This is a genomic window from Marinobacter sp. DS40M6 (genome assembly GCF_028581595.1).
Classification (GTDB): Bacteria; Pseudomonadota; Gammaproteobacteria; order Pseudomonadales; family Oleiphilaceae; genus Marinobacter; species Marinobacter salarius.
This window is the reverse complement of sequence record NZ_JAFCAE010000006.1, coordinates 65,590-83,886: the sequence shown is the minus strand read 5'-3', so window position 1 is coordinate 83,886 and position 18,297 is coordinate 65,590. Positions and strand designations below refer to the sequence as shown.

General features: G+C 56.0%; 15 protein-coding genes and 2 tRNA genes. 11 read left to right on the top strand and 6 right to left on the bottom strand.

Annotation, left to right across the window (positions count from 1 at the left end; translation table 11 throughout):
* Positions 1-19: 19 nt before the first annotated feature.
* The 4 genes from hisS (at position 20) to der (ending at position 4,666) form a co-directional block, all read left to right on the top strand.
* A complete protein-coding gene (hisS, locus tag JJO78_RS15890; protein ID WP_091642033.1) occupies positions 20-1,300 on the top strand; it encodes a histidine--tRNA ligase in 1,281 nt (426 codons plus the stop codon).
* Between the two features lie 50 nt (positions 1,301-1,350).
* On the top strand, positions 1,351-2,007 hold the full coding sequence (locus JJO78_RS15885) for a YfgM family protein (protein WP_036208138.1): 657 nt from the start codon (positions 1,351-1,353) through the stop codon (positions 2,005-2,007).
* Positions 2,007-3,179: an outer membrane protein assembly factor BamB gene (gene bamB, locus JJO78_RS15880; RefSeq protein WP_127401130.1), complete on the top strand. Its 1,173-nt coding sequence runs from the start codon at positions 2,007-2,009 to the stop codon at positions 3,177-3,179. The genes JJO78_RS15885 and bamB overlap by 1 nt, the downstream gene beginning before the upstream one ends.
* A gap of 62 nt (positions 3,180-3,241) precedes the next feature.
* A complete protein-coding gene (gene der, locus JJO78_RS15875) occupies positions 3,242-4,666 on the top strand; it encodes a ribosome biogenesis GTPase Der (protein ID WP_273624083.1) in 1,425 nt (474 codons plus the stop codon).
* Positions 4,667-4,709: 43 nt separating this feature from the next.
* Here der and JJO78_RS15870 read toward each other — a convergent pair whose 3' ends face one another.
* The 4 genes from JJO78_RS15870 to JJO78_RS15855 all read right to left on the bottom strand — a co-directional run bounded on the left by JJO78_RS15870 (position 4,710) and on the right by JJO78_RS15855 (position 8,944).
* Complete coding sequence (locus JJO78_RS15870; protein ID WP_273624081.1) at positions 4,710-7,124, bottom strand: bifunctional diguanylate cyclase/phosphodiesterase; 2,415 nt, start codon at positions 7,122-7,124, stop codon at positions 4,710-4,712.
* A gap of 246 nt (positions 7,125-7,370) precedes the next feature.
* Positions 7,371-7,446: transfer RNA gene (locus JJO78_RS15865), tRNA-Glu, on the bottom strand.
* A gap of 149 nt (positions 7,447-7,595) precedes the next feature.
* Positions 7,596-8,501: a TIGR01777 family oxidoreductase gene (locus JJO78_RS15860; RefSeq protein ID WP_273624079.1), complete on the bottom strand. Its 906-nt coding sequence runs from the start codon at positions 8,499-8,501 to the stop codon at positions 7,596-7,598.
* Positions 8,502-8,557: 56 nt separating this feature from the next.
* Positions 8,558-8,944: a sirohydrochlorin chelatase gene (locus JJO78_RS15855; protein WP_036208116.1), complete on the bottom strand. Its 387-nt coding sequence runs from the start codon at positions 8,942-8,944 to the stop codon at positions 8,558-8,560.
* Positions 8,945-9,040: 96 nt separating this feature from the next.
* On the opposite strand from JJO78_RS15855, the gene JJO78_RS15850 reads away from it, so the two are divergent.
* The 6 genes from JJO78_RS15850 (at position 9,041) to JJO78_RS15825 (ending at position 14,249) form a co-directional block, all read left to right on the top strand.
* Positions 9,041-9,643, top strand: a complete 603-nt coding sequence (locus tag JJO78_RS15850) for a DUF924 family protein (protein WP_036208113.1) — start codon at positions 9,041-9,043, stop codon at positions 9,641-9,643.
* Between the two features lie 161 nt (positions 9,644-9,804).
* Positions 9,805-10,548 carry a TetR/AcrR family transcriptional regulator gene (locus tag JJO78_RS15845; protein ID WP_051946981.1) on the top strand — a complete coding sequence of 248 codons (744 nt, stop codon included), beginning with the start codon at positions 9,805-9,807 and terminating at the stop codon, positions 10,546-10,548.
* Between the two features lie 77 nt (positions 10,549-10,625).
* Positions 10,626-10,701 (top strand) — tRNA-Gly (locus JJO78_RS15840).
* A gap of 140 nt (positions 10,702-10,841) precedes the next feature.
* Complete coding sequence (locus tag JJO78_RS15835; protein ID WP_273624076.1) at positions 10,842-11,651, top strand: MOSC domain-containing protein; 810 nt, start codon at positions 10,842-10,844, stop codon at positions 11,649-11,651.
* 1 nt (position 11,652) lies between these two features.
* Positions 11,653-13,581, top strand: coding sequence for an ATP-binding cassette domain-containing protein (locus tag JJO78_RS15830; protein ID WP_213479842.1), 1,929 nt, complete (start codon positions 11,653-11,655; stop codon positions 13,579-13,581).
* Complete coding sequence (locus JJO78_RS15825; protein WP_075196843.1) at positions 13,578-14,249, top strand: DUF6901 family protein; 672 nt, start codon at positions 13,578-13,580, stop codon at positions 14,247-14,249. Before JJO78_RS15830 ends, JJO78_RS15825 begins: the two co-directional genes overlap by 4 nt.
* A gap of 21 nt (positions 14,250-14,270) precedes the next feature.
* Here the strand turns inward: JJO78_RS15825 and JJO78_RS15820 are convergent, their stop codons facing one another.
* Positions 14,271-14,702: a universal stress protein gene (locus JJO78_RS15820; protein ID WP_041333209.1), complete on the bottom strand. Its 432-nt coding sequence runs from the start codon at positions 14,700-14,702 to the stop codon at positions 14,271-14,273.
* 159 nt (positions 14,703-14,861) lie between these two features.
* The gene (locus JJO78_RS15815) at positions 14,862-15,677 is read right to left on the bottom strand and encodes a hypothetical protein (protein WP_085680839.1); all 816 of its coding nucleotides are present in this window, start codon (positions 15,675-15,677) and stop codon (positions 14,862-14,864) included.
* 447 nt (positions 15,678-16,124) lie between these two features.
* Here JJO78_RS15815 and fadB point away from each other — a divergent pair, with 447 nt between their 5' ends.
* Positions 16,125-18,272, top strand: a complete 2,148-nt coding sequence (gene fadB, locus JJO78_RS15810) for a fatty acid oxidation complex subunit alpha FadB (protein ID WP_036208096.1) — start codon at positions 16,125-16,127, stop codon at positions 18,270-18,272.
* Positions 18,273-18,297: the final 25 nt, after the last annotated feature.

The following is an 18,297-nucleotide window of genomic DNA, read 5'->3' as shown; positions in this document are numbered from 1 at the left end:
ACACAGATAAGGTAGTAACTTGGCTAAGATCCAGGCAATCCGCGGGATGAACGATATCCTGCCAGAGCAGACGCCGGTGTGGCAGTTTGTGGAAGACACGGTCAGGAAAGTGCTTTCCCAGTACGGTTATCAGGAAATTCGCATGCCGGTGGTTGAGCAGACGGACCTGTTCAAGCGCTCTATTGGCGAAGTGACGGATATCGTTGAGAAAGAGATGTACACCTTTGAGGATCGCAACGGTGACAGCCTGACCCTGCGCCCCGAAGGTACGGCCGGCTGCGTGCGTGCCGCCGAAGAACACGGTCTGCTTTTTAATCAGACCCGCCGGCTTTGGTACACCGGCCCCATGTTTCGTCATGAGCGCCCCCAAAAAGGCCGTTACCGTCAGTTCCACCAGATCGGCGTGGAATGTTTTGGCATGACCGGCCCGGATATTGATGCTGAGCTCCTCGTGTTGACGGCCAGGCTCTGGCGCGCGCTAGGACTGAGTGAACACACCCGCCTGGAAATCAATTCCATAGGTACGTCTGCTGCCCGTCGGGAATACCGCGAGGCGCTGGTCGCGTACCTCTCGGATTACCGGGAGCAGTTGGACGAAGACAGCCAACGGCGTCTTGGCTCGAACCCGCTACGCATTCTGGACAGCAAGAACCCGGATACCCAGAGACTTCTGGTGGACGCGCCTCGTCTGGATGATTACCTCGACGACGAGTCTCGGGATCATTTTCGGCAACTGCGCTCGTTGCTGGACGCGGCTGGCATTGAGTATACGGTGAATCCAAAGCTGGTTCGCGGGCTCGACTATTATGGCAAAACTGTATTCGAGTGGATTACCGACAGCCTGGGTGCCCAGGGGACGATATGCGCCGGTGGTCGCTATGATGGGCTGGTGGAGCAATTGGGAGGCAAGCCCACGGTTGCGGTCGGTTTCGCCATGGGGCTCGAACGACTGATCCTGCTGCTGGAAACGCTTAACCTTGTGCCAGACAGTGCCAATGGCAATGTCGATGTGTATGTTGCGGCTATGGGTGAATCCACCGTGGCACCCGCATTGGCGCTGGGTGAATCCCTTCGTGACGCTTTGCCGGGCGTAACGGTTATGGGGCACTGTGGCGGCGGCAGTTTCAAGAGTCAGATGAAAAAGGCTGATCGCAGTGGCGCCCGTTACGCGGTCATTCTGGGTGAGAATGAGGTTGCCAACGGGACGGTCGGCCTTAAGCCGTTACGGTCAGACGAGGGGCAACTAGACGTTGCTCAGGGTGATCTGGCCGCGACGCTTGAAGAATTGCTTGGCCGCTGATGGCGCGCCGACGAGTTACAGCATAATAATCATCTATTGCAGGAGTCATCATGGCTGAAATGCGTACTGAGGAAGAAACGGTCCAGGCAATCAAGGACTGGTGGAAGAAGAATGGCAGCTCGCTCCTGATTGGCGTCGGTGCGGCGCTTGCGATTGTTTTCGGGTGGCAGGCCTGGCAGAACCATCAAATGCAGCAGCGTACGGAAGCGGCTTCCCAGTTTGCCGAGCTGATCAATGCCTATAGCGATGAGACAGATGAAAATCGCGCAGATACCGTTGCCTACGTGGCCGAGAACCTGCGAGAAGAATACAGCGACAGCGCCTTCGCTGTTTATGGCATGTTGATGCTTGCTCGCCAACAGGTTATGGACCAGGGCGATCCGGAAGGGGCGATCGAATCCCTGACCTGGGCGCAGGAAAAAGCCGGCGAAAGCGGAGCGTTGGCAATGGTTATTCGCAACCGCCTGGCCCGCGCCCAGTTCGCGGCGGAGCAGTACGAAGAGGCTTTGGCAACCATTGAGGGTACGGACAATACCGGCAGTTTCGGCGCTATTTTTACCGAGCTTAAAGGCGATATCCTGCTAGCCCAGGGTAATCGTGAGGGGGCTCGTGAAGCGTATCTGGCGGCCCGTGAAATGAACCAGCAGGGTCGTAGCGGCATTCTTGAGCTCAAGCTATCCGACCTTGGTGTTGAGGAGGGAGCCTGATGCCCTGGTTGGTTAACGGGCATACCAGACTCCTTTCGCTTGCGGGTATGCTGACACTGGCTGTCCTTGCAGGATGTAGTACCAGCGACACCTTTGAGCAACCTGCACCGGTTCCGGAGATTTCATCCAGTGTCGGGCTTGAGCCTGTCTGGAGTATGGGTGTTGGGGACGGGCATGATGACAACTTCCTGTACCTCGCCCCTCTGAACACCGGAGACCGTTTGTATGCGGCATCAGCCGATGGCGAGGTTTATGCCGTCGGCTCCGAAAACGGCGAGGTGTTCTGGTTCCGGGATCTTGACGAGGAAATCAGTGCCGGCGTTGGTGGCGATCAGGGAAACCTGTACCTGGTCACCCGTGATGCTGAGCTGATGGCCCTGTCGCGCGAAGATGGTTCTGCGCTTTGGCGGCAGCCTTTGCCCAACGAAGTGTTGGCGTCCCCCCAGTCCAACGGACGCCTGGTGGTGACACAGACCATTGATGGCAAGGTGCTGGCGTTTGATACCGCCTCCGGGGAGCAGGCATGGCAATACGACAGTGATGTCCCGGTCCTGTCAATACGTGCAGCGGCGTCGCCGCTTGTCGGGGCAGACCTTGTGCTGGCTTCACTGGCCAACGGGAAGCTCATGGCGATCTCCACTGAGACCGGCCAGCCCGTTTGGCAGTATGAAGTCGGCCAGCCGCAGGGCCGTACCGAGCTTGAACGGCTTGTTGATGTGGCCGGTGAGCCGCTGATTCTAGAGAGCGCAGCGATGATTGTGGGCTATCAGGGCAAGCTTGCGCTGGTTGACCTGCAAACCGGACAGGAAATCTGGAGTCGTCCCGCCTCCAGCCTGCAGTCACCAATGATCGGCAACGGTAATATTTTTGTCGCGGGTGCCAACGGCGATATCACGGCCTACCGCGGTTCCGACCGTCGCGAGCTGTGGGTTCAGGACCGGTTATCCTGGCGGCAGCCAACGCAGCCGGTTGTCTATGAGGATTACCTGTTGATAGGTGATTTCGAGGGCTACATTCATATGTTGTCGTTGGAAGACGGCAGCCTGGTGGGTCAGCTTGAATTTGACGACGAGGGCCTGCGGGTGCCTTTCCAGCGCCTGCAGAACGGTAACCTTCTTGTGTATGGCAATAGCGGTAAACTGTCGGTATTGAAACTCCGGACGCTCGACTGAGTGCTCCTTTCCGGCCCTATCGCTGTGAAGCGCGGGCCCTGTTTAATGTGTAGCGAAAGACTATGACCCCTGTAATTGCTCTTGTCGGGCGCCCCAACGTGGGCAAATCGACACTGTTTAATCAAATGACGCGGTCCCGGGATGCGCTTGTAGCGGATTTCCCCGGTTTAACCCGTGATCGTAAATACGGTGAGGGCAATTACGAAGGGCAGCGCTTTATCGTGATTGATACCGGTGGCCTGACCGGGGGTGAGGAAGGCCTGGACGCTGAAATGGCCCGCCAGTCCATGCAGGCTGTCGAGGAAGCTGACATTGTCCTGTTTCTGGTAGATGGCAAGGCTGGCCTCAATGGCGGCGACGAACTGATTGCTGCCCATCTTCGGAAAACCGGCAAGCGGGCGCATCTGGTGGTCAACAAGACGGATGGCCAGGACCCCGACATCGCCGCTTCCGATTTCTATGGCCTGGGCTTCGAGTCCACCTATCTGATTGCTGCCTCTCACAACCGGGGCATTCGCTCCATGCTGGAAGAGTTGCTGCCGTCCGAGGAAGAGCGTGAAGGACAGGACCGTGCCGATCGTTATCCGGGCATACGCATTGGTATTGTCGGGCGACCGAACGTGGGCAAGTCAACATTGGTCAACCGCATGCTCGGAGAGGACCGGGTGATCGTCTATGACATGCCCGGCACCACCCGGGATAGCGTTTACATCCCGTTTGAACGCATGGATAACCAGTACACACTGATCGATACGGCCGGTGTGCGCCGGCGCAAGAATGTCAGTGAGGTGGTGGAGAAGTTTTCCATCATCAAGACCCTCCAGGCTATCGATGACGCCCATGTGGTCATCCTGGTTATCGACGCCCGGGAAGGTCTGGTGGACCAGGATCTTCATCTGATTGGCTTTGTTCTGGATGCCGGCCGTTCCCTGGTGATTGCGGTCAACAAATGGGACGGCATGGACCCGGACGACCGGACCAAGGTAAAAGAGCAGGTTCAGCGCCGCCTGGCCTTTCTTGATTATGCTGACAAGCACTACATATCTGCCCTTCACGGCTCCGGTGTGGGCGTCATGTACGATTCGGTTCACGCCTGCTATGAGTCAGCGATGGCCAAGTGGCCGACCAATCGCCTGACGGCCATCCTCCAGGATGCTACCGCCCAACATCAGCCGCCGCTTGTGCAGGGGCGTCGAATAAAGCTGCGGTACGCCCACCAGGGTGGGTCCAACCCTCCAGTGATTGTGGTGCATGGAAATCAGACTGACGCGTTGCCAGGGGCTTACAAACGCTATCTGGAGAATACCTTCCGTAAAGTGCTGAAGGTCAATGGTTCTCCCATTCGCTTCGAGTTCCGTTCCAGTGAAAACCCGTTCGCTAATAAGGTTAGCCGGCTTACGCCGCGTCAGAAGGTCAAACAGGACAATGACCTGAAGAAAGGGCGGCCGGTACGGAAGAAAGCGCGAATGAAGAGCAAGAAACGCTGAAACGATCCGACCGTCGGGGCAGCGCCAGGCAGTCGGTGCTGCATCAAAGGGCGCGATGGTTGGTCTTTAGCCACTCCTGAAACTCGTTTTCGGGCATCGGCCTGCTGTAGAAATAGCCTTGTGAATAGTCACAGCCTTCCTGTTGCAGGAAGTGTGTCTGGGCTTCTTCTTCCACGCCTTCTGCAATTACACTCAAGCCAAGACTGTGGGCCATGTTGATGATGGCCTTCACCAGCGAGGCGTCCTCCCGCTCCTTCATCACGTCCTGAACAAAGGATTTGTCGATTTTCAGGGTATCGAAAGGGTGGCTCTTGAGGTAGCTGAGCGCCGAATAGCCGGTACCGAAGTCATCAACTGACAGGCGAATGCCGGATTGATCGAGTTGCCGCAGGATATCGGCGGTTTCTATGGTGTTATCAAGGATCAGTCGCTCAGTGATTTCCAGTTCCAGTTGCTGGGGGGGCAAACCGCTGGCTTTGAGAGCATTCATGACGGTGTCGACAAAGCCCGGATCCCTGAATTGCCTGGGAGATACGTTGACTGAAATGCCGATGTCCGTACCAGTGGACTCTTTCCAGCGTATGGCCGCCAGGCAGGCTTCCCGTAACACCCATTCACCAATCGGCGTTATCAGGCCGGTTTCTTCCGCCAGGGGTATAAACCGGTCGGGCATGACCATACCCATACCGGGGTTATTCCAGCGCAGCAGGGCTTCGGCAGAGCACAGTTGTCCGGACTCAGTGCGAACAATGGGCTGGTAGTAGAGCTCAAACTCTTTTTGCTCCAGGGCCCGGCGCATCAGCGATTCCATCTGCAGCCGTTCATGGGAGACTTCCGTCATTTCCGGAGCAAAGAGAGCATAGGCACTTTTACCCTTGTGTTTGGCCTGGTACATGGCGGCATCGGCGTGTTGAAGCAGGGTGCCGCTGTTATCGGAGTCGTTCGGGAAAACGGAGATACCGATACTGGTGGTTACGAACACTTCCTGGCCATTCAGCAAGTAAGGAGGGGCAAAGGTCTTGAGGATACGCTCTGCCACCTGTGACGTCGCCTCGGGGCCCGTCAGGCCGGGCAATATCACCAGAAACTCATCACCACCAAGCCTGGCGACGGTGCTGGTACCTCGAAGGCAGCTGGAAATCCGTCGTGCGGCCTCTATCAGGAGGTTGTCACCGGCGTCGTGCCCAAGGGTATCGTTAATGTGCTTGAAGTTGTCCAGGTCGAGAAACATCACGCCAACCAGGGAGCTTTCGCGTCTTGCCTGGGCCAGGGCCAGTTTCAGGCGATCCAGGGCGAGCATCCGGTTGGGAAGCCCGGTCAGGATGTCGTAGTTAGCCTGTCTGAGCAGTTGTTGCTCGTAGCGCTTGCGAATGCTGATATCTTCGCCAAGAATCAGGTAGCCGGTGGCTTCGCCCTTGGAATTCTTGATGGGGGTTACGATCAGTTGTTCCCAGAAGCGCTCACCGTTCTTGCGAACGCTGTTGATTTCCCCCTGCCAGACCCCCACGCGTTGGACCTGAAGTCGGATGGATTGCCACAGTTGGCGGTTTTCTCGATGGGCCTGTGCATCCTCGGATAGCACGCCCGGGTGTTTTCCGGCGATGGTGGCAGCGTCGTAGCCGGTGAGCTGGCTGAATTTCTGGTTGGCGTATTCGATACGCCACTGGCGATCACAAATCAGCACCGATGACGGGCTTTGCTCAATCGCCTTGGAGAATTTTCGGATTTCCTGGGCATCGCGCTCCTGTCGCTCGAGGTCATCGTTGAGACGTTCCCGCATCTGGTTGATGGCAACGGTGACCTGGGCCAGTTCGTCATTTCGATTCAGTTGGGTGTCCGGTCGGTCCAGTTCAAGCGGGTCTGACAGGTTGTTGAGTGAGAAATTGCGGGCGTAGTTGGCCATGGTGGTCAGGTGCCGCGCAATGAAGTGCTGGAAAATCCAGATGATCAGGATCGAAACGAAAAAGGTCTTCAGGAACTGGGTGGTCAGCACCACTACGACTTTTTGGCGCATGTCCGAGAACACCCGCTTCAGATCGGCGGTGATGGTCAACTGACCCAAACTGAACATTTCATCACCCTGGTGGGTGAGCTTGAACGTATGGCTGATTGTCTGGGCGTTGCGAGGGATTTCGCCCATGACCAGTTCGGAATCCGGTTCAATTTTGAGGCGTAGGTGAACGATGTCTGGCAGGCTGAGTATGCCTTCGAGCTGGGTCTGTAGGAGTTTCTGATCCAGCGCCCATAGGCTGCGGGCCAGACTGGAGGTATAGCCGGTTTCGACAACCATCATGCGCCTGTCGATCTGCGACAGGTCCTTCCGGTAATCCGAGTATATCTGGATAGCTGAAGAGATGAGCGTGAACAACGAGCTGAACAACAGGATGTATGCGAGCAGCCTGAAGGACAGGGGAGACCCGGTTCGAAATCGTTGCAGGCGAGTCAACAGTTTTTGCATGTCCTATACTTCGGCCACCCTGGCAGGTTTCAATGAGCATGGTCAGACGGTGTTCTCAGGACTATAGCAGCAGTTTCTTGCAAATGCCTCGCAAATACAGGAAAAATCGGGAGAAATGTGTCACTGTTCAGGATTTGTTAATGTCTTGGGAGCGGGCGGTGATCGGGGGTGTTGGACGCCTGCGCATGCAGGGCTGATCGATTGGGAGTGCAGAGTGGACCTGCAAAGAAAAAGAAGCTGAAAAAATGGCGTCCCCTAGGGGGTTCGAACCCCTGTTGCCGCCGTGAAAGGGCGGAGTCCTAGGCCACTAGACGAAGGGGACGCATCGCTTCAAAAGCTTGCCTCGTCGAGGTGGCGCGTATATTAAGTAAGGCGATACGAGCTGTCAAACGGTTTTTAAAAAAAATAATAGCTTTCGCGAGCACAGCAAGTTGGTCGAGGAAGCTGCCCTGAGCCTTTCCGAGGACCGCCTCAGTACCTTACCGAATCCGCCAGGGCTGGGCCCAATTCAGGATATTGGAAATGGAACCCTTCGGCTTCGAGTCTTTCGGGTATGGCCATTTGGCCGGTCAGTAACAACCGGGACATTTCGCCCAGCGCCAACTTAAGGACCGGACTTGGTGCCGGGAAAATGGCCGGCCGGCCCAAAACGCCGGCAAGACACTTTGTAAACTGCCGGTTGGTGACCGGGTTGGGGCTCACGACGTTGTAGGGGCCGTTGGCCTTGTCGGATTCGAGCATCCAGACAAGCGCTGCGACCACGTCATCCCGGTGAACCCATGGCATGAACTGTTCGCCGTCGCCAAGTCGTCCCCCAAGACCCAGGCGGAAGGGTAGAAGCATGCGCTGCAGGAAACCGCCACCCGGGCCAGCAACAATCCCCGTCCGCGACAGGCATACGCGAACGCCGTCAGCCTCCAGGCTCAGAGCTTCCTGTTCCCAGTCACGGCACATGCGATGAGTGAATTCGTCATGGGGCAACGTTTGCTCAGTCACGCGTTCACGGCCCTGGTCGCCGTAGAAACCCACCGCAGAACCGGACACCAGCACGCTCGGGAGTGATTGCCAGCTCCTTATCACGTTCGCCAGGAGGCTAGTAAGGCCGATACGGCTGTCCCGCAGTTCCTGTTTGCGGCGATCGGACCACCGTTTATCGGCGATGCCTTCGCCAGCCAGGTTGATAACCGCACCGAACCCCGGGTGGCCTCGTAGCAGCTCGAGATCTCCCAACGCCTCTACACGTCCACAAAGAGCCTGAACGTTTGCCGTGGACTGTCTGCTGAAGACGGTTGGGGCGTAGCCTTTGCTGATCAGTTGTTGGCACAATGATTGGCCGATGAATCCGGTGCCTCCGGTGATCAGAATCCGATTATCCATTGCTGCTCGCTCCTGGGTCGGTTAATGGTCGGCTATTGATAGTTGTCGGTGATGGGTTATGCCGGCTGTTTGTGGCTGTCGAGTTCGTGGATCACAACGTCACGAATGGCTTTCCCCAGTTCGGGGTTCTCACCGATGGGTGGTGCAAGCGTAATGCTGACCTCGTGTTGGCTTTGTAGCCCCTCGATCATCGCGGGAACGTCTTTTCTGAGATGACGGCCCGCCGCCAGGAACAGCGGCACGACGGTATACTGTCGGACGCCTTCACTTGCTCCCTCGCTGATAACCGTATCCAGGGAGGGCTCTGCCAGTTCCATATAGGCAATGCGGGACCCGGGTACAGATTCAAGTGTCGGGGTTGCCAATGCTTCGAACGTCCGGCACCAGCGCTCATCGCTGCTTCCATGGGCAAGTAGGATTATTCGGGGAGCTTCTCCGTTCATAGTATCTCCTGGTATGAATAAAAGCTGGGATAGTAATCTAAAGTGTAGCAGCCGCAGGCCTGCCACTGTGCTGCTCGATGACGATAGGATGGGTATATGTTCGATTGGAAAGAGATTCTGGATTTCTGGTTTGGTGAACTTGATGAGCACGGCCTGCCGGACAGCTTTCACAGGAATCGCTGGTTCCGTTCCACGCGTGCCTTCGACCAGGAAATCCGGCGACGCTTCCTGTCGATGGTCCTTTTTGCGTCAGAGGACGGTCTGCGGCACTGGCGCAAGACGGCCGGTGGGGCTCTTGCAGAGATCATCCTGCTGGATCAGTTCACACGGAATATACATCGGGGCGGAGCGCTGGCGTTTTCCAATGACCGGTTGTCTGTAAAGCTCTGTAAGGCAGCGATGCGTGATGGACAGGACATGGAATTGCCCCCGGTAAAGCGGGGCTTCCTCTATATGCCGCTGCAGCACTCGGAAAAACGTGAGGATCAGGATCTGTCTGTGGAGTGTTACTCACAATTGGCCGCCGCCACCGATGGCATTGTCGGAGATTTTATGGAGAGTTTTCTACAATCCGCCCGTGACCATCGGGATATCATCCACCAATTCGGCCGTTTTCCACACCGCAACCAGGCACTGAAACGCTCCTCGAGCCCGGAGGAGCAAGCCTACCTGACCAACGGTAAGCGCTTCGGCCAATAAATGCCTTCAAATCCGTTCAACAGGCCGGAACTGCCAAGCCCATCAAGGTTTCATGGCGCCTTATGCGGCAGAATTTACAAAAACTAACAAGAATCAGGCTTCGCTGCACAGGTCTCAGGGCCATTGCAGGCGGCCGGCGATCGAAACAAGGAAAACCAGCCATGGGGCAGTTACAGAACCCCGCACTCCAGGCGAACAGTGAACTGCCGGAGAACCGATTACTTCGGCAGTCGATTCGCTACAGGGGGCGCAAGACCTTACGTGTAAAAAGCGAGCTACGGCGTCTTAAAATCCTGGAGGCGACCCTTCGTATTGCAGCTCGTGACGGTTTGCGAGGCATAAAGCATCGAGCTGTTGCGAGGGAAGCGAAAGTGCCTCTGGCCGCCACCACCTATTACTTTCGCGATATTCATGAATTGATCAGTGACTCATTCATGCTCTTCGCTGAAAAAGCCCGGGACAATCTTGATGGCTTTTATGACACCATCAATCTGGTGCTGGATACCACCCCTGCAGAAACCCTTCGGCGCAATGGTCCCCAACGCAAGGAATTGGCTGCGCGTTTGTCGGTAATATCGACGGCCTACCTCCATGAGCAGTTTACTAAGCGAAGGCAGCAGATGCTGGCGGAGCAGGTGTTCCTTATGGAGGCGCTAAGGGATGACCGTCTTGCGGGCCTGGCAAGAAGCTATCGTGAAGCCTGGACCGCAGGCCTGCGGCAGATACTGAAGCGGCTGGATTCGCCATCACCGGAGAGAGACGCAACGCTGCTGGTGAATGTCACTCTGGGTATGGGATATGATTCTTTACTCAACGATCAGCGTGTGGATTACGCTGCACTGTCTGAGACCGTTGCGCGCGTGATCGGGTTGGCGTTAGGCGAACAGGAGATCGTACCGGTCTGAATATGGGGATGAAAAAGGTCCTGAAAAAAGAGTTGACGAACCAGGATGAATCCGTAGAATACGCGTCCGTTGATCAAGCGGGAATAGCTCAGTTGGTAGAGCACAACCTTGCCAAGGTTGGGGTCGCGAGTTCGAATCTCGTTTCCCGCTCCAGATTCCAAAAACCCGGTCTTTTCGAAAGGAAAGGCCGGGTTTTTCATTTTTAGCCTGCAAGCCACAGTCTTCACACCCTGTTCTCGGTTATACTGCCAGGTCATATTGGATGCCTTGTCGTCAGTGTTTCGGGAGCGCCCATGCAGGTACATTCGTTGTATGTCTATCCGGTCAAATCCCTGGCCGGAATCCAGGTTTCTTCATTCCTTCTGGACGAGTTCGGTCCGGCCGATGACCGTCGCTGGATGATCGTTGATTCCGAGCGCGAGTTCGTTACCCAGCGAAGCAATCCGGAACTCGCCATGATCAAAACCCGGTTGGACTCAGGGCAGGTCTTTGTCGATATACCGGGGGAGGGCGAGTTTCCATTGTTGCCGGACACTGAGGAGTGTCGTGTCAGGGTCTGGCGGGACTGGGCGAAAGCGGTGTACGGAGAGGACAAGGCATCTGCTGCATTGTCCCGCTACTGTGGCCAGAAATTTCGCTTTGTGTATATGCCCGAGGAAACCTTCCGCCGCGTTGATGCGAGCCGGGTTACCGAGTATCGTCGGGTCAGCTTTGCCGATGGTTTTCCATTCCTGATCACCAATCTTGCGTCCCTTGAAGAGCTGAACTCGCGCCTTGATTCGGCCATCGATATGCGAAGGTTCCGGCCGAACATTGTTGTTGAGGGCGCGGGGGCCTGGGATGAGGACAACTGGACATCTGCACGCATCGGGGAAACGGCATTCACGCTGGTAAAGCCCTGTTCCCGCTGTGTTATGACCACCGTGGACCCGGACCAAGGCGTAAAGTCCGTAGATCTGCAGCCTTTAAGGATGCTTGGAACCTATCGGCGAACCTCTGACGGCGTCATTTTCGGAATGAACGCCATTCATGAATCGGACGGGACCATCCGGGTCGGCGATCCGATTACTCTGCAAACGACTGCCACAACGGAGAATCAGTAACGTGCCATTGTTAACGCTGGATGCCGTATCCCTTGCTTTTGGCATGCAGCCATTGCTCGACCAAGCCTCTATGACCATCGAGGCGGGTGAACGTGTGTGTCTTCTTGGCAGGAATGGCGAGGGAAAATCCACACTACTGAAGATCGTCAGCGGTGAGGTAACGGCGGACGGCGGTGTTGTCCGGCTGGACGACGGTGCGGTGTTGTCAGTGCTGCCCCAGAATCTCCCCGTCAATGATACTCGAACCGCGTATGAGGCCGTTTCCGGTGCTTTCCCGGAGACCGGGGAATTGCTCGCGGAATTTCATCGGTTGTCCCAGACTGCGGATGAAGCCAGCCTGGACCGACTGATGAAAGTACAGGAGCGCCTTGAGGCGCTGGATGGCTGGCGTCTGGACCAGAAAGTCGGCGCCATCCTCGAGCAATACGGCATCGACCCGGAGCAGCGTCTGAACACGCTCTCCGGCGGTTGGCAGCGACGCGTCCTGTTGGCGCGTGCCCTGGTGACCGAGCCGGATATCCTGTTACTGGATGAGCCTACCAACCACCTGGATGTGCCCGCCATTGCCTGGCTGGAAGAGGCCCTTGGTCAATTCCGTGGCGCGATTCTGTTTGTCAGCCACGACCGCGCGTTTATACGCCGCATGGCCACGCGCATCGTGGAACTGGACCGCGGGCATCTGGTGAGTTTTGCCGCTACGTACGACCGCTATCTGGACCTGAAGGAAAAGGCTCTGGAGGAGGAAGATCGCCAGAATGCGTTGTTCGACAAGCGGCTAAAACAGGAAGAGGCGTGGATACGCCAGGGGATCAAGGCTCGTAGGACCCGCAATATGGGCCGGGTGAGGGCGCTAAAGGCCATGCGTGAAGAACGCCAGCAACGTCGCGAACGCGGTGGAACTGCGAGCTTTTCGGTGGAAGACGCCGCCCGTTCCGGGAAACTGGTGGTGGAAGCCAGTGATGCCGGATTTGCCTATCCTGATGGTACCGCGGTCATTCGCGACATGAACATGACGGTCCTCAGGGGCGATAAGATTGGCCTCGTTGGTGAAAATGGCACTGGGAAGACCACCCTGGTCCGGCTAATGCTGGGAGACCTGAAGCCCACAGATGGCCGAATTCGCCTCGGCACCAATTTGCAGATCGCCTACTTCGACCAGCTCCGGGGTGAGCTCGATCTTGAACGCAATGCGCTGGATAACCTGTCCGAGGGGCGGGAGTTCATCGAAATTAACGGCCAGAGCAAGCACGTACTGGGATATCTGCAGGAATTTTTGTTCAGCCCGGAACGGGCGCGGTCCCCTGTGCGTGTCTTTTCCGGGGGTGAGCGTGCGCGTCTTCTTCTTGCCAAGCTCTTCAGTAAGCCTGCCAATATCCTGGTGCTGGATGAGCCGACCAATGATCTGGACGTGGAGACCCTGGAGTTACTTGAATCCCGGCTGGTGGAATTTGCCGGTACTGTGATCGTTATCAGCCACGACCGCGAGTTCCTCGATAACGTCGCTACTGATACGGTGTTCCTGGACGGCTCTGGCAGAGTCGCGGAGTTTGTCGGTGGGTATACCGATTGGCGGAGGCAGGGTGGCCGGTTCCCTTCTGAGGGGGTAAGCCGAAAGGCCACCAAGCCGCCAAAGAACCAGAGCCCAGTGCCGGAAAAGAAGCCGGAAACGCCCGCAGTGGCAGACACCAAAAAAACAAAACCCGTAAAACTCAGCTACAAACTGAAGCTTGAACTGGAAAAACTTCCGGGCCAGATTGAAGAGCTGGAGGCGGAACTGGAAAAGCTTCGGGCACAGATTTCCGATCCGGAATTCTACTCCGGGCCCGCTGAGAGCGTCTCCACGACCCTGGCGGACCTCGGGGACAAGGAAGCCCACCTGGAGAAGGTCATCGAGCGCTGGATGGAGCTGGAAGAACAGGCGAATCAATGAATGTAACGTACCACTTCAAATTTGAAGACAAGCGTTCCGAGACGTTTAAAGTAACGGACCGGCCAGCTGAGCCGGTGGGCAACCTGCCGAGCTGGACAAGGTTGGAGCACTGCCAATGCGCCAACTGCCCGCTGAAAGCATCGGAGTCGCCACGATGTCCCGCCGCCGTTGAAATGCTTCCGGTTGTGAATGCCTTTCAGGCAGAGGACGCCTACCAGAAGGTGACTGTGGAGGTTACAGACGACCGCAGGCGTTATTCCAAGGACACCACGCTTGAGGAGTCCCTGAGGTCATTGCTGGGGCTGAAAATGGCGACAAGCGGGTGTCCGGTGTTGTCCGAACTGAAGTCGATGGCCGTGCATCACTTGCCGTTTGCCAGCAACGATGAATTCATCATGAGGAGTGTGTCTCACTACCTTTTGCAGCAGTACCTGGCGAAACGTAACCACAAGGAGCCAGACTGGGAACTGAAAGGGCTGGTGGAGAGAAATCAACGCCTGCAGTTGGTCAACCAGGCGTTATGGCAGCGGATTCATTCGGTGTGCGAGGGGGACAGTAACCTGAAGGCATTGCTGAACTTCTTCTCAATGGCCTCCAGTGTGAGCTTTTCCCTGGAAAGTCAGCTTCGAAAACTGGAAGCAAAAATGAAGGGCGACGGCGCCGACTAGGGCGCCGCGGCCATCGTCCGGCTACTGGATGCGGATCGCAAGGACATCGCAGACGGTGCCATGCAACACACCGTTGGCGGTTGATCCGAGAAGCAACTGGAACCCTTTGCGGCCGTGGCTTCCCACGATGACCAGGTCCACACTCTGCTCTTCAGACAGCCGATGGATTTCGGATTCAGGGCGCCCCACCGTCACTATCTGATTGTCTTTGCCAACATTGTACTTTTCACCGTACCCGGCAAGCTGTTCCTTTGCCGCCTTGTCCAGTTGATCCTGAAGTTCCGTCAGGTCCATCGGAATGTCGCCCCCATAGGCGTAGCCAACAGGCTCCACTACGTGCACAAGCATCAACTCAGCACTATGGGCTTTGCTTATTTCGACGGCCTTATTGAGTACCTGGGGGGCCTCTTCGGTCAGATCGATTGCCACCAGTATCTTCTTATAGATCGACATCGCATCGCTCCTTCGCGGATGGGGTCAAACTCTTGGTGTGCCAAAGCAGTACCTTGTCCCATAAGTGTAAACCAACACTGACAGGTATCAATGACTGACTGGAAAGGTGACAAAAGGAGAGTTGGCTGGGGCTACAATCTGCCCCAGTCGGAGTGGACGTCAGGCGTTTTCGCGCAACAGGCCAATGGTTGTTTCCAGGCCCCGGAGAATGCCTTTGGAATAGCGGTCGATCACAAACGCAACGTTGTTGTCGTTATAGTTAATATAGGAGCCCCGAATGAACTCCCACTTGGAGGTCAGGTCGTCCAGAGCGGCTTTTAGTGGGCCTTGGGCACCGCCTTTGGTGATCTGTGACAGGAAGGCGTCAAACTGCTTTGCCTGCTCGTCAAGAGGGATGTCGTTGGAGGAGCCCTGGAAGGTTTGCGATACCGAGGAATGGGTGCGGGCGGAGTACTTGGCCATCATCTGTGCCATAGTGACTGCCGCCGAGCGTGCGGCTTCAACTCTCTGGGCAGTTGCGACTTCGGCGCTTTCCCGGGCAACCGCGTACATCTCTGAAGCCACCTGGTTCATCGATAACGCCTGGTTCGCCATATCGGACACCAGGCGCAGGTCGGGATAACCGGTGTTGCGCACGTCGTTGATGTTGCTCCGCATCAGATCCTTGAATTTGTCGAACTCCACGTTGAGGCTTTCAACCTGTTCTCCGGACAATACGCCGGCGGTGCTGTCGGCGACCGAATTCATGGATTCGTTGGCGGCATTGATACTGGCGACAATCTCGTTCAGGGTTTCGGTATCGCCGCTTGCGCTGAACCGATAGTAGGCGTCGAGTGCCATGTAGTTATTGACCCGGAAGTTATGCAGGTCCGAAAGAAAGCCGTCGCCTTCCTGGGCGCGGACCGTAAAGGAGGTGATCAGTAACAGCACGAGCGCCGTTACCAGGGAACGTACCCGCAAGCGAGCGTCTTTCATCGGATGGGTCTCCGTTAAGGCTGTTTTATTATTGTGGACTAAAGTCTTAGGCTGAAGGTAAAGTAACTCCGCCGACCAATCAAGTTGTTTTGGGGGGCGCTACGGGAGTAAATGTAAACAAATTTAAAATTTACGTGATAAACCTACCGTTTCGCATCAATACCTCGAACTACATACTTGATAAACAACAATTCCATTCGCCTCCTGATGCCGTTCGGCTGTCCATTTCGAGGCTGGTCGGGTTGATTCTTCCAGAAACAAATTGACAAACGAGCCGTTTTTTTTCATCGTGTCACACCACGATTCAAACGACTGTATGAATTTTTGGATCGCTTGATCGGGTATTGATTGAAAACAGTGACCGAAATCTCGCTGCATCAGCGGTCGTCTTGCGAAGCGCTTGTGCGGCTGTTTCAGCAGTTCCAAACACAGACTGGAGATCAGTTGATGATTTACGAAGGTAAAGCCATCACGGTTAAAGAGATCGAAGGCGGGATCGCTCAGTTGAACTTTGACTTGCAGGGCGAGTCAGTGAACAAGTTCAACCGTCTCACGATTGAAGAGCTCCGCGCCGCGACTGACAAACTGGAAGCGCAGAAGGGCCTGAAAGGCCTGGTTGTGACCAGTTCCAAGGACAGCTTTATTGTTGGCGCCGACATTACGGAATTCACCGACCTGTTTGCCGGGCCGGAAGAAGACCTCGTTGCCAACAACCTCAAGGCCAATGAAGTATTCAGCGCGATTGAAGATCTGCCTTTCCCCACCGTAACGGCGATCAACGGTATGGCGTTGGGTGGCGGCTTTGAAATGTGTCTTGCCACGGACTACCGGGTGATGGACAAGAAGGCCAAAGTAGGTCTTCCGGAAGTAAAGCTGGGCATTTTCCCAGGTTTCGGTGGCACTGTGCGTCTGTCCCGTCTGGTCGGTGTTGACTACGCGGTTGAATGGATCTGCGGCGGCACTGAGAACCGTGCCGACAAAGCCCTTAAAGTCGGTGCAGTTGATGCCGTACTTGAGGGTGAGAAGCTGGTAGATGCGGCCATCAGCATTATCAACCAGTGCAACGACGGCAAGCTGGATTACCAGGCGCGTCGTGAAGAGAAGAAGGGCAAGATCAAGCTGAACGCCATGGAAAGCATGATGGCTTTCGAGATCTCCAAGGCGTACGTTGCCGGCCAGGCTGGCAAGAACTATCCGGCACCGGTCGAGGCGATCAAGGTCATGCAGAAGCATGCCGGCCTTACCCGTGACAAAGCGATCGAGGTTGAGGCTAAAGGCTTCGCCAAGATGGCCAAAACCAACGTGGCAGCCTGCCTGGTTGGCCTGTTCCTGAACGACCAGGAGCTGAAGAAAAAGGCCAAGGCCTGGGAGAAGGAAGCCAATGACGTGAAACTGGCGGCCGTTCTGGGCGCTGGCATCATGGGTGGCGGTGTGGCTTACCAGTCCGCATTGAAGGGTACGCCCATCATCATGAAGGACATCGCCCAGGAAGGCATCGCTCTGGGTCTTAAAGAGGCCAAGAAGCTTCTTTCCAAGCGCGTTGACAAGGGTAAAATGGACGCCAGCAAGATGGCTGACGTTCTGAACAGCATCACGCCGACACTCAACTACGGCGACTTCAAGAACGTCGATTTGGTTGTTGAGGCCGTTGTTGAGAACCCGAAGGTTAAAGACGCTGTTCTGCGTGAGACCGAAGACAATGTTCGTGAAGACGCGATCCTGACGTCCAATACCTCCACCATTTCCATCGATCTTCTGGCCAAGAACCTGAAGCGTCCGGAAAACTTCTGCGGCATGCACTTCTTTAACCCGGTGCACATGATGCCCCTGGTTGAGGTTATCCGTGGTGAGAAGACCAGTGACAAGGCTATTGCCACCACAGTGGCCTACGCCAAGGCCATGGGTAAGACCCCGATTGTGGTCAACGATTGCCCAGGCTTCCTGGTCAACCGTGTGCTGTTCCCGTACTTCGGTGGTTTTGTGAACCTGGTACGTGACGGCGCGGATTTCCAGCACGTCGATAAGGTCATGGAGAAGTTCGGTTGGCCGATGGGCCCTGCCTATCTGCTGGACGTGGTTGGCATGGACACCGGCAAGCACGCTGGCGAAGTCATGGCTGACGGCTTCCCGGACCGCATGAAGCACGAAGGTACTACCGCCATTGACGTGATGTTCGATAACAACCGATACGGACAGAAGAACGACAAGGGCTTCTATAAGTACGAACTGGACCGCAAGGGCAAGCAGAAGAAGGTTGTCGACGAAGAAACCTACAAGCTGCTTGAGCCGGTTGTTCAGGGTAAGAACGATTTCAGCGACGAGGACATCATCGCACGTATGATGCTGCCTCTGTGCCTCGAAACCGTTCGCTGCCTGGAAGACGGCATTGTTGAAGACCCGGCAGACGCCGATATGGGCCTGATTTTCGGTATCGGCTTCCCGCCGTTCCGTGGTGGTGCCCTGCGTTATATCGACGACATGGGTGTCGACAAGTTCGTCGAGCTGGCAGACAAGTTTGCAGATCTTGGTCCCCTGTACCATCCGACCGAGAAGCTGCGTGAAATGGCCAAGACTGGCGAAAAGTTCTTTGGCTAACCCTGAACGAGATTTCCGAACGGAG

Coding starts and splice junctions, on each gene's coding strand:
- JJO78_RS15885 (WP_036208138.1), top strand. CDS start 1,351: ATGGCTGAAATGCGTACTGAGGAAGAAACGGTCCAGGCAATCAAGGAC.
- bamB (WP_127401130.1), top strand. CDS start 2,007: ATGCCCTGGTTGGTTAACGGGCATACCAGACTCCTTTCGCTTGCGGGT.
- der (WP_273624083.1), top strand. CDS start 3,242: ATGACCCCTGTAATTGCTCTTGTCGGGCGCCCCAACGTGGGCAAATCG.
- JJO78_RS15870 (WP_273624081.1), bottom strand. CDS start 7,124: ATGCAAAAACTGTTGACTCGCCTGCAACGATTTCGAACCGGGTCTCCC.
- JJO78_RS15860 (WP_273624079.1), bottom strand. CDS start 8,501: ATGGATAATCGGATTCTGATCACCGGAGGCACCGGATTCATCGGCCAA.
- JJO78_RS15855 (WP_036208116.1), bottom strand. CDS start 8,944: ATGAACGGAGAAGCTCCCCGAATAATCCTACTTGCCCATGGAAGCAGC.
- JJO78_RS15850 (WP_036208113.1), top strand. CDS start 9,041: ATGTTCGATTGGAAAGAGATTCTGGATTTCTGGTTTGGTGAACTTGAT.
- JJO78_RS15845 (WP_051946981.1), top strand. CDS start 9,805: ATGGGGCAGTTACAGAACCCCGCACTCCAGGCGAACAGTGAACTGCCG.
- JJO78_RS15835 (WP_273624076.1), top strand. CDS start 10,842: ATGCAGGTACATTCGTTGTATGTCTATCCGGTCAAATCCCTGGCCGGA.
- JJO78_RS15825 (WP_075196843.1), top strand. CDS start 13,578: ATGAATGTAACGTACCACTTCAAATTTGAAGACAAGCGTTCCGAGACG.
- JJO78_RS15820 (WP_041333209.1), bottom strand. CDS start 14,702: ATGTCGATCTATAAGAAGATACTGGTGGCAATCGATCTGACCGAAGAG.
- JJO78_RS15815 (WP_085680839.1), bottom strand. CDS start 15,677: ATGAAAGACGCTCGCTTGCGGGTACGTTCCCTGGTAACGGCGCTCGTG.
- fadB (WP_036208096.1), top strand. CDS start 16,125: ATGATTTACGAAGGTAAAGCCATCACGGTTAAAGAGATCGAAGGCGGG.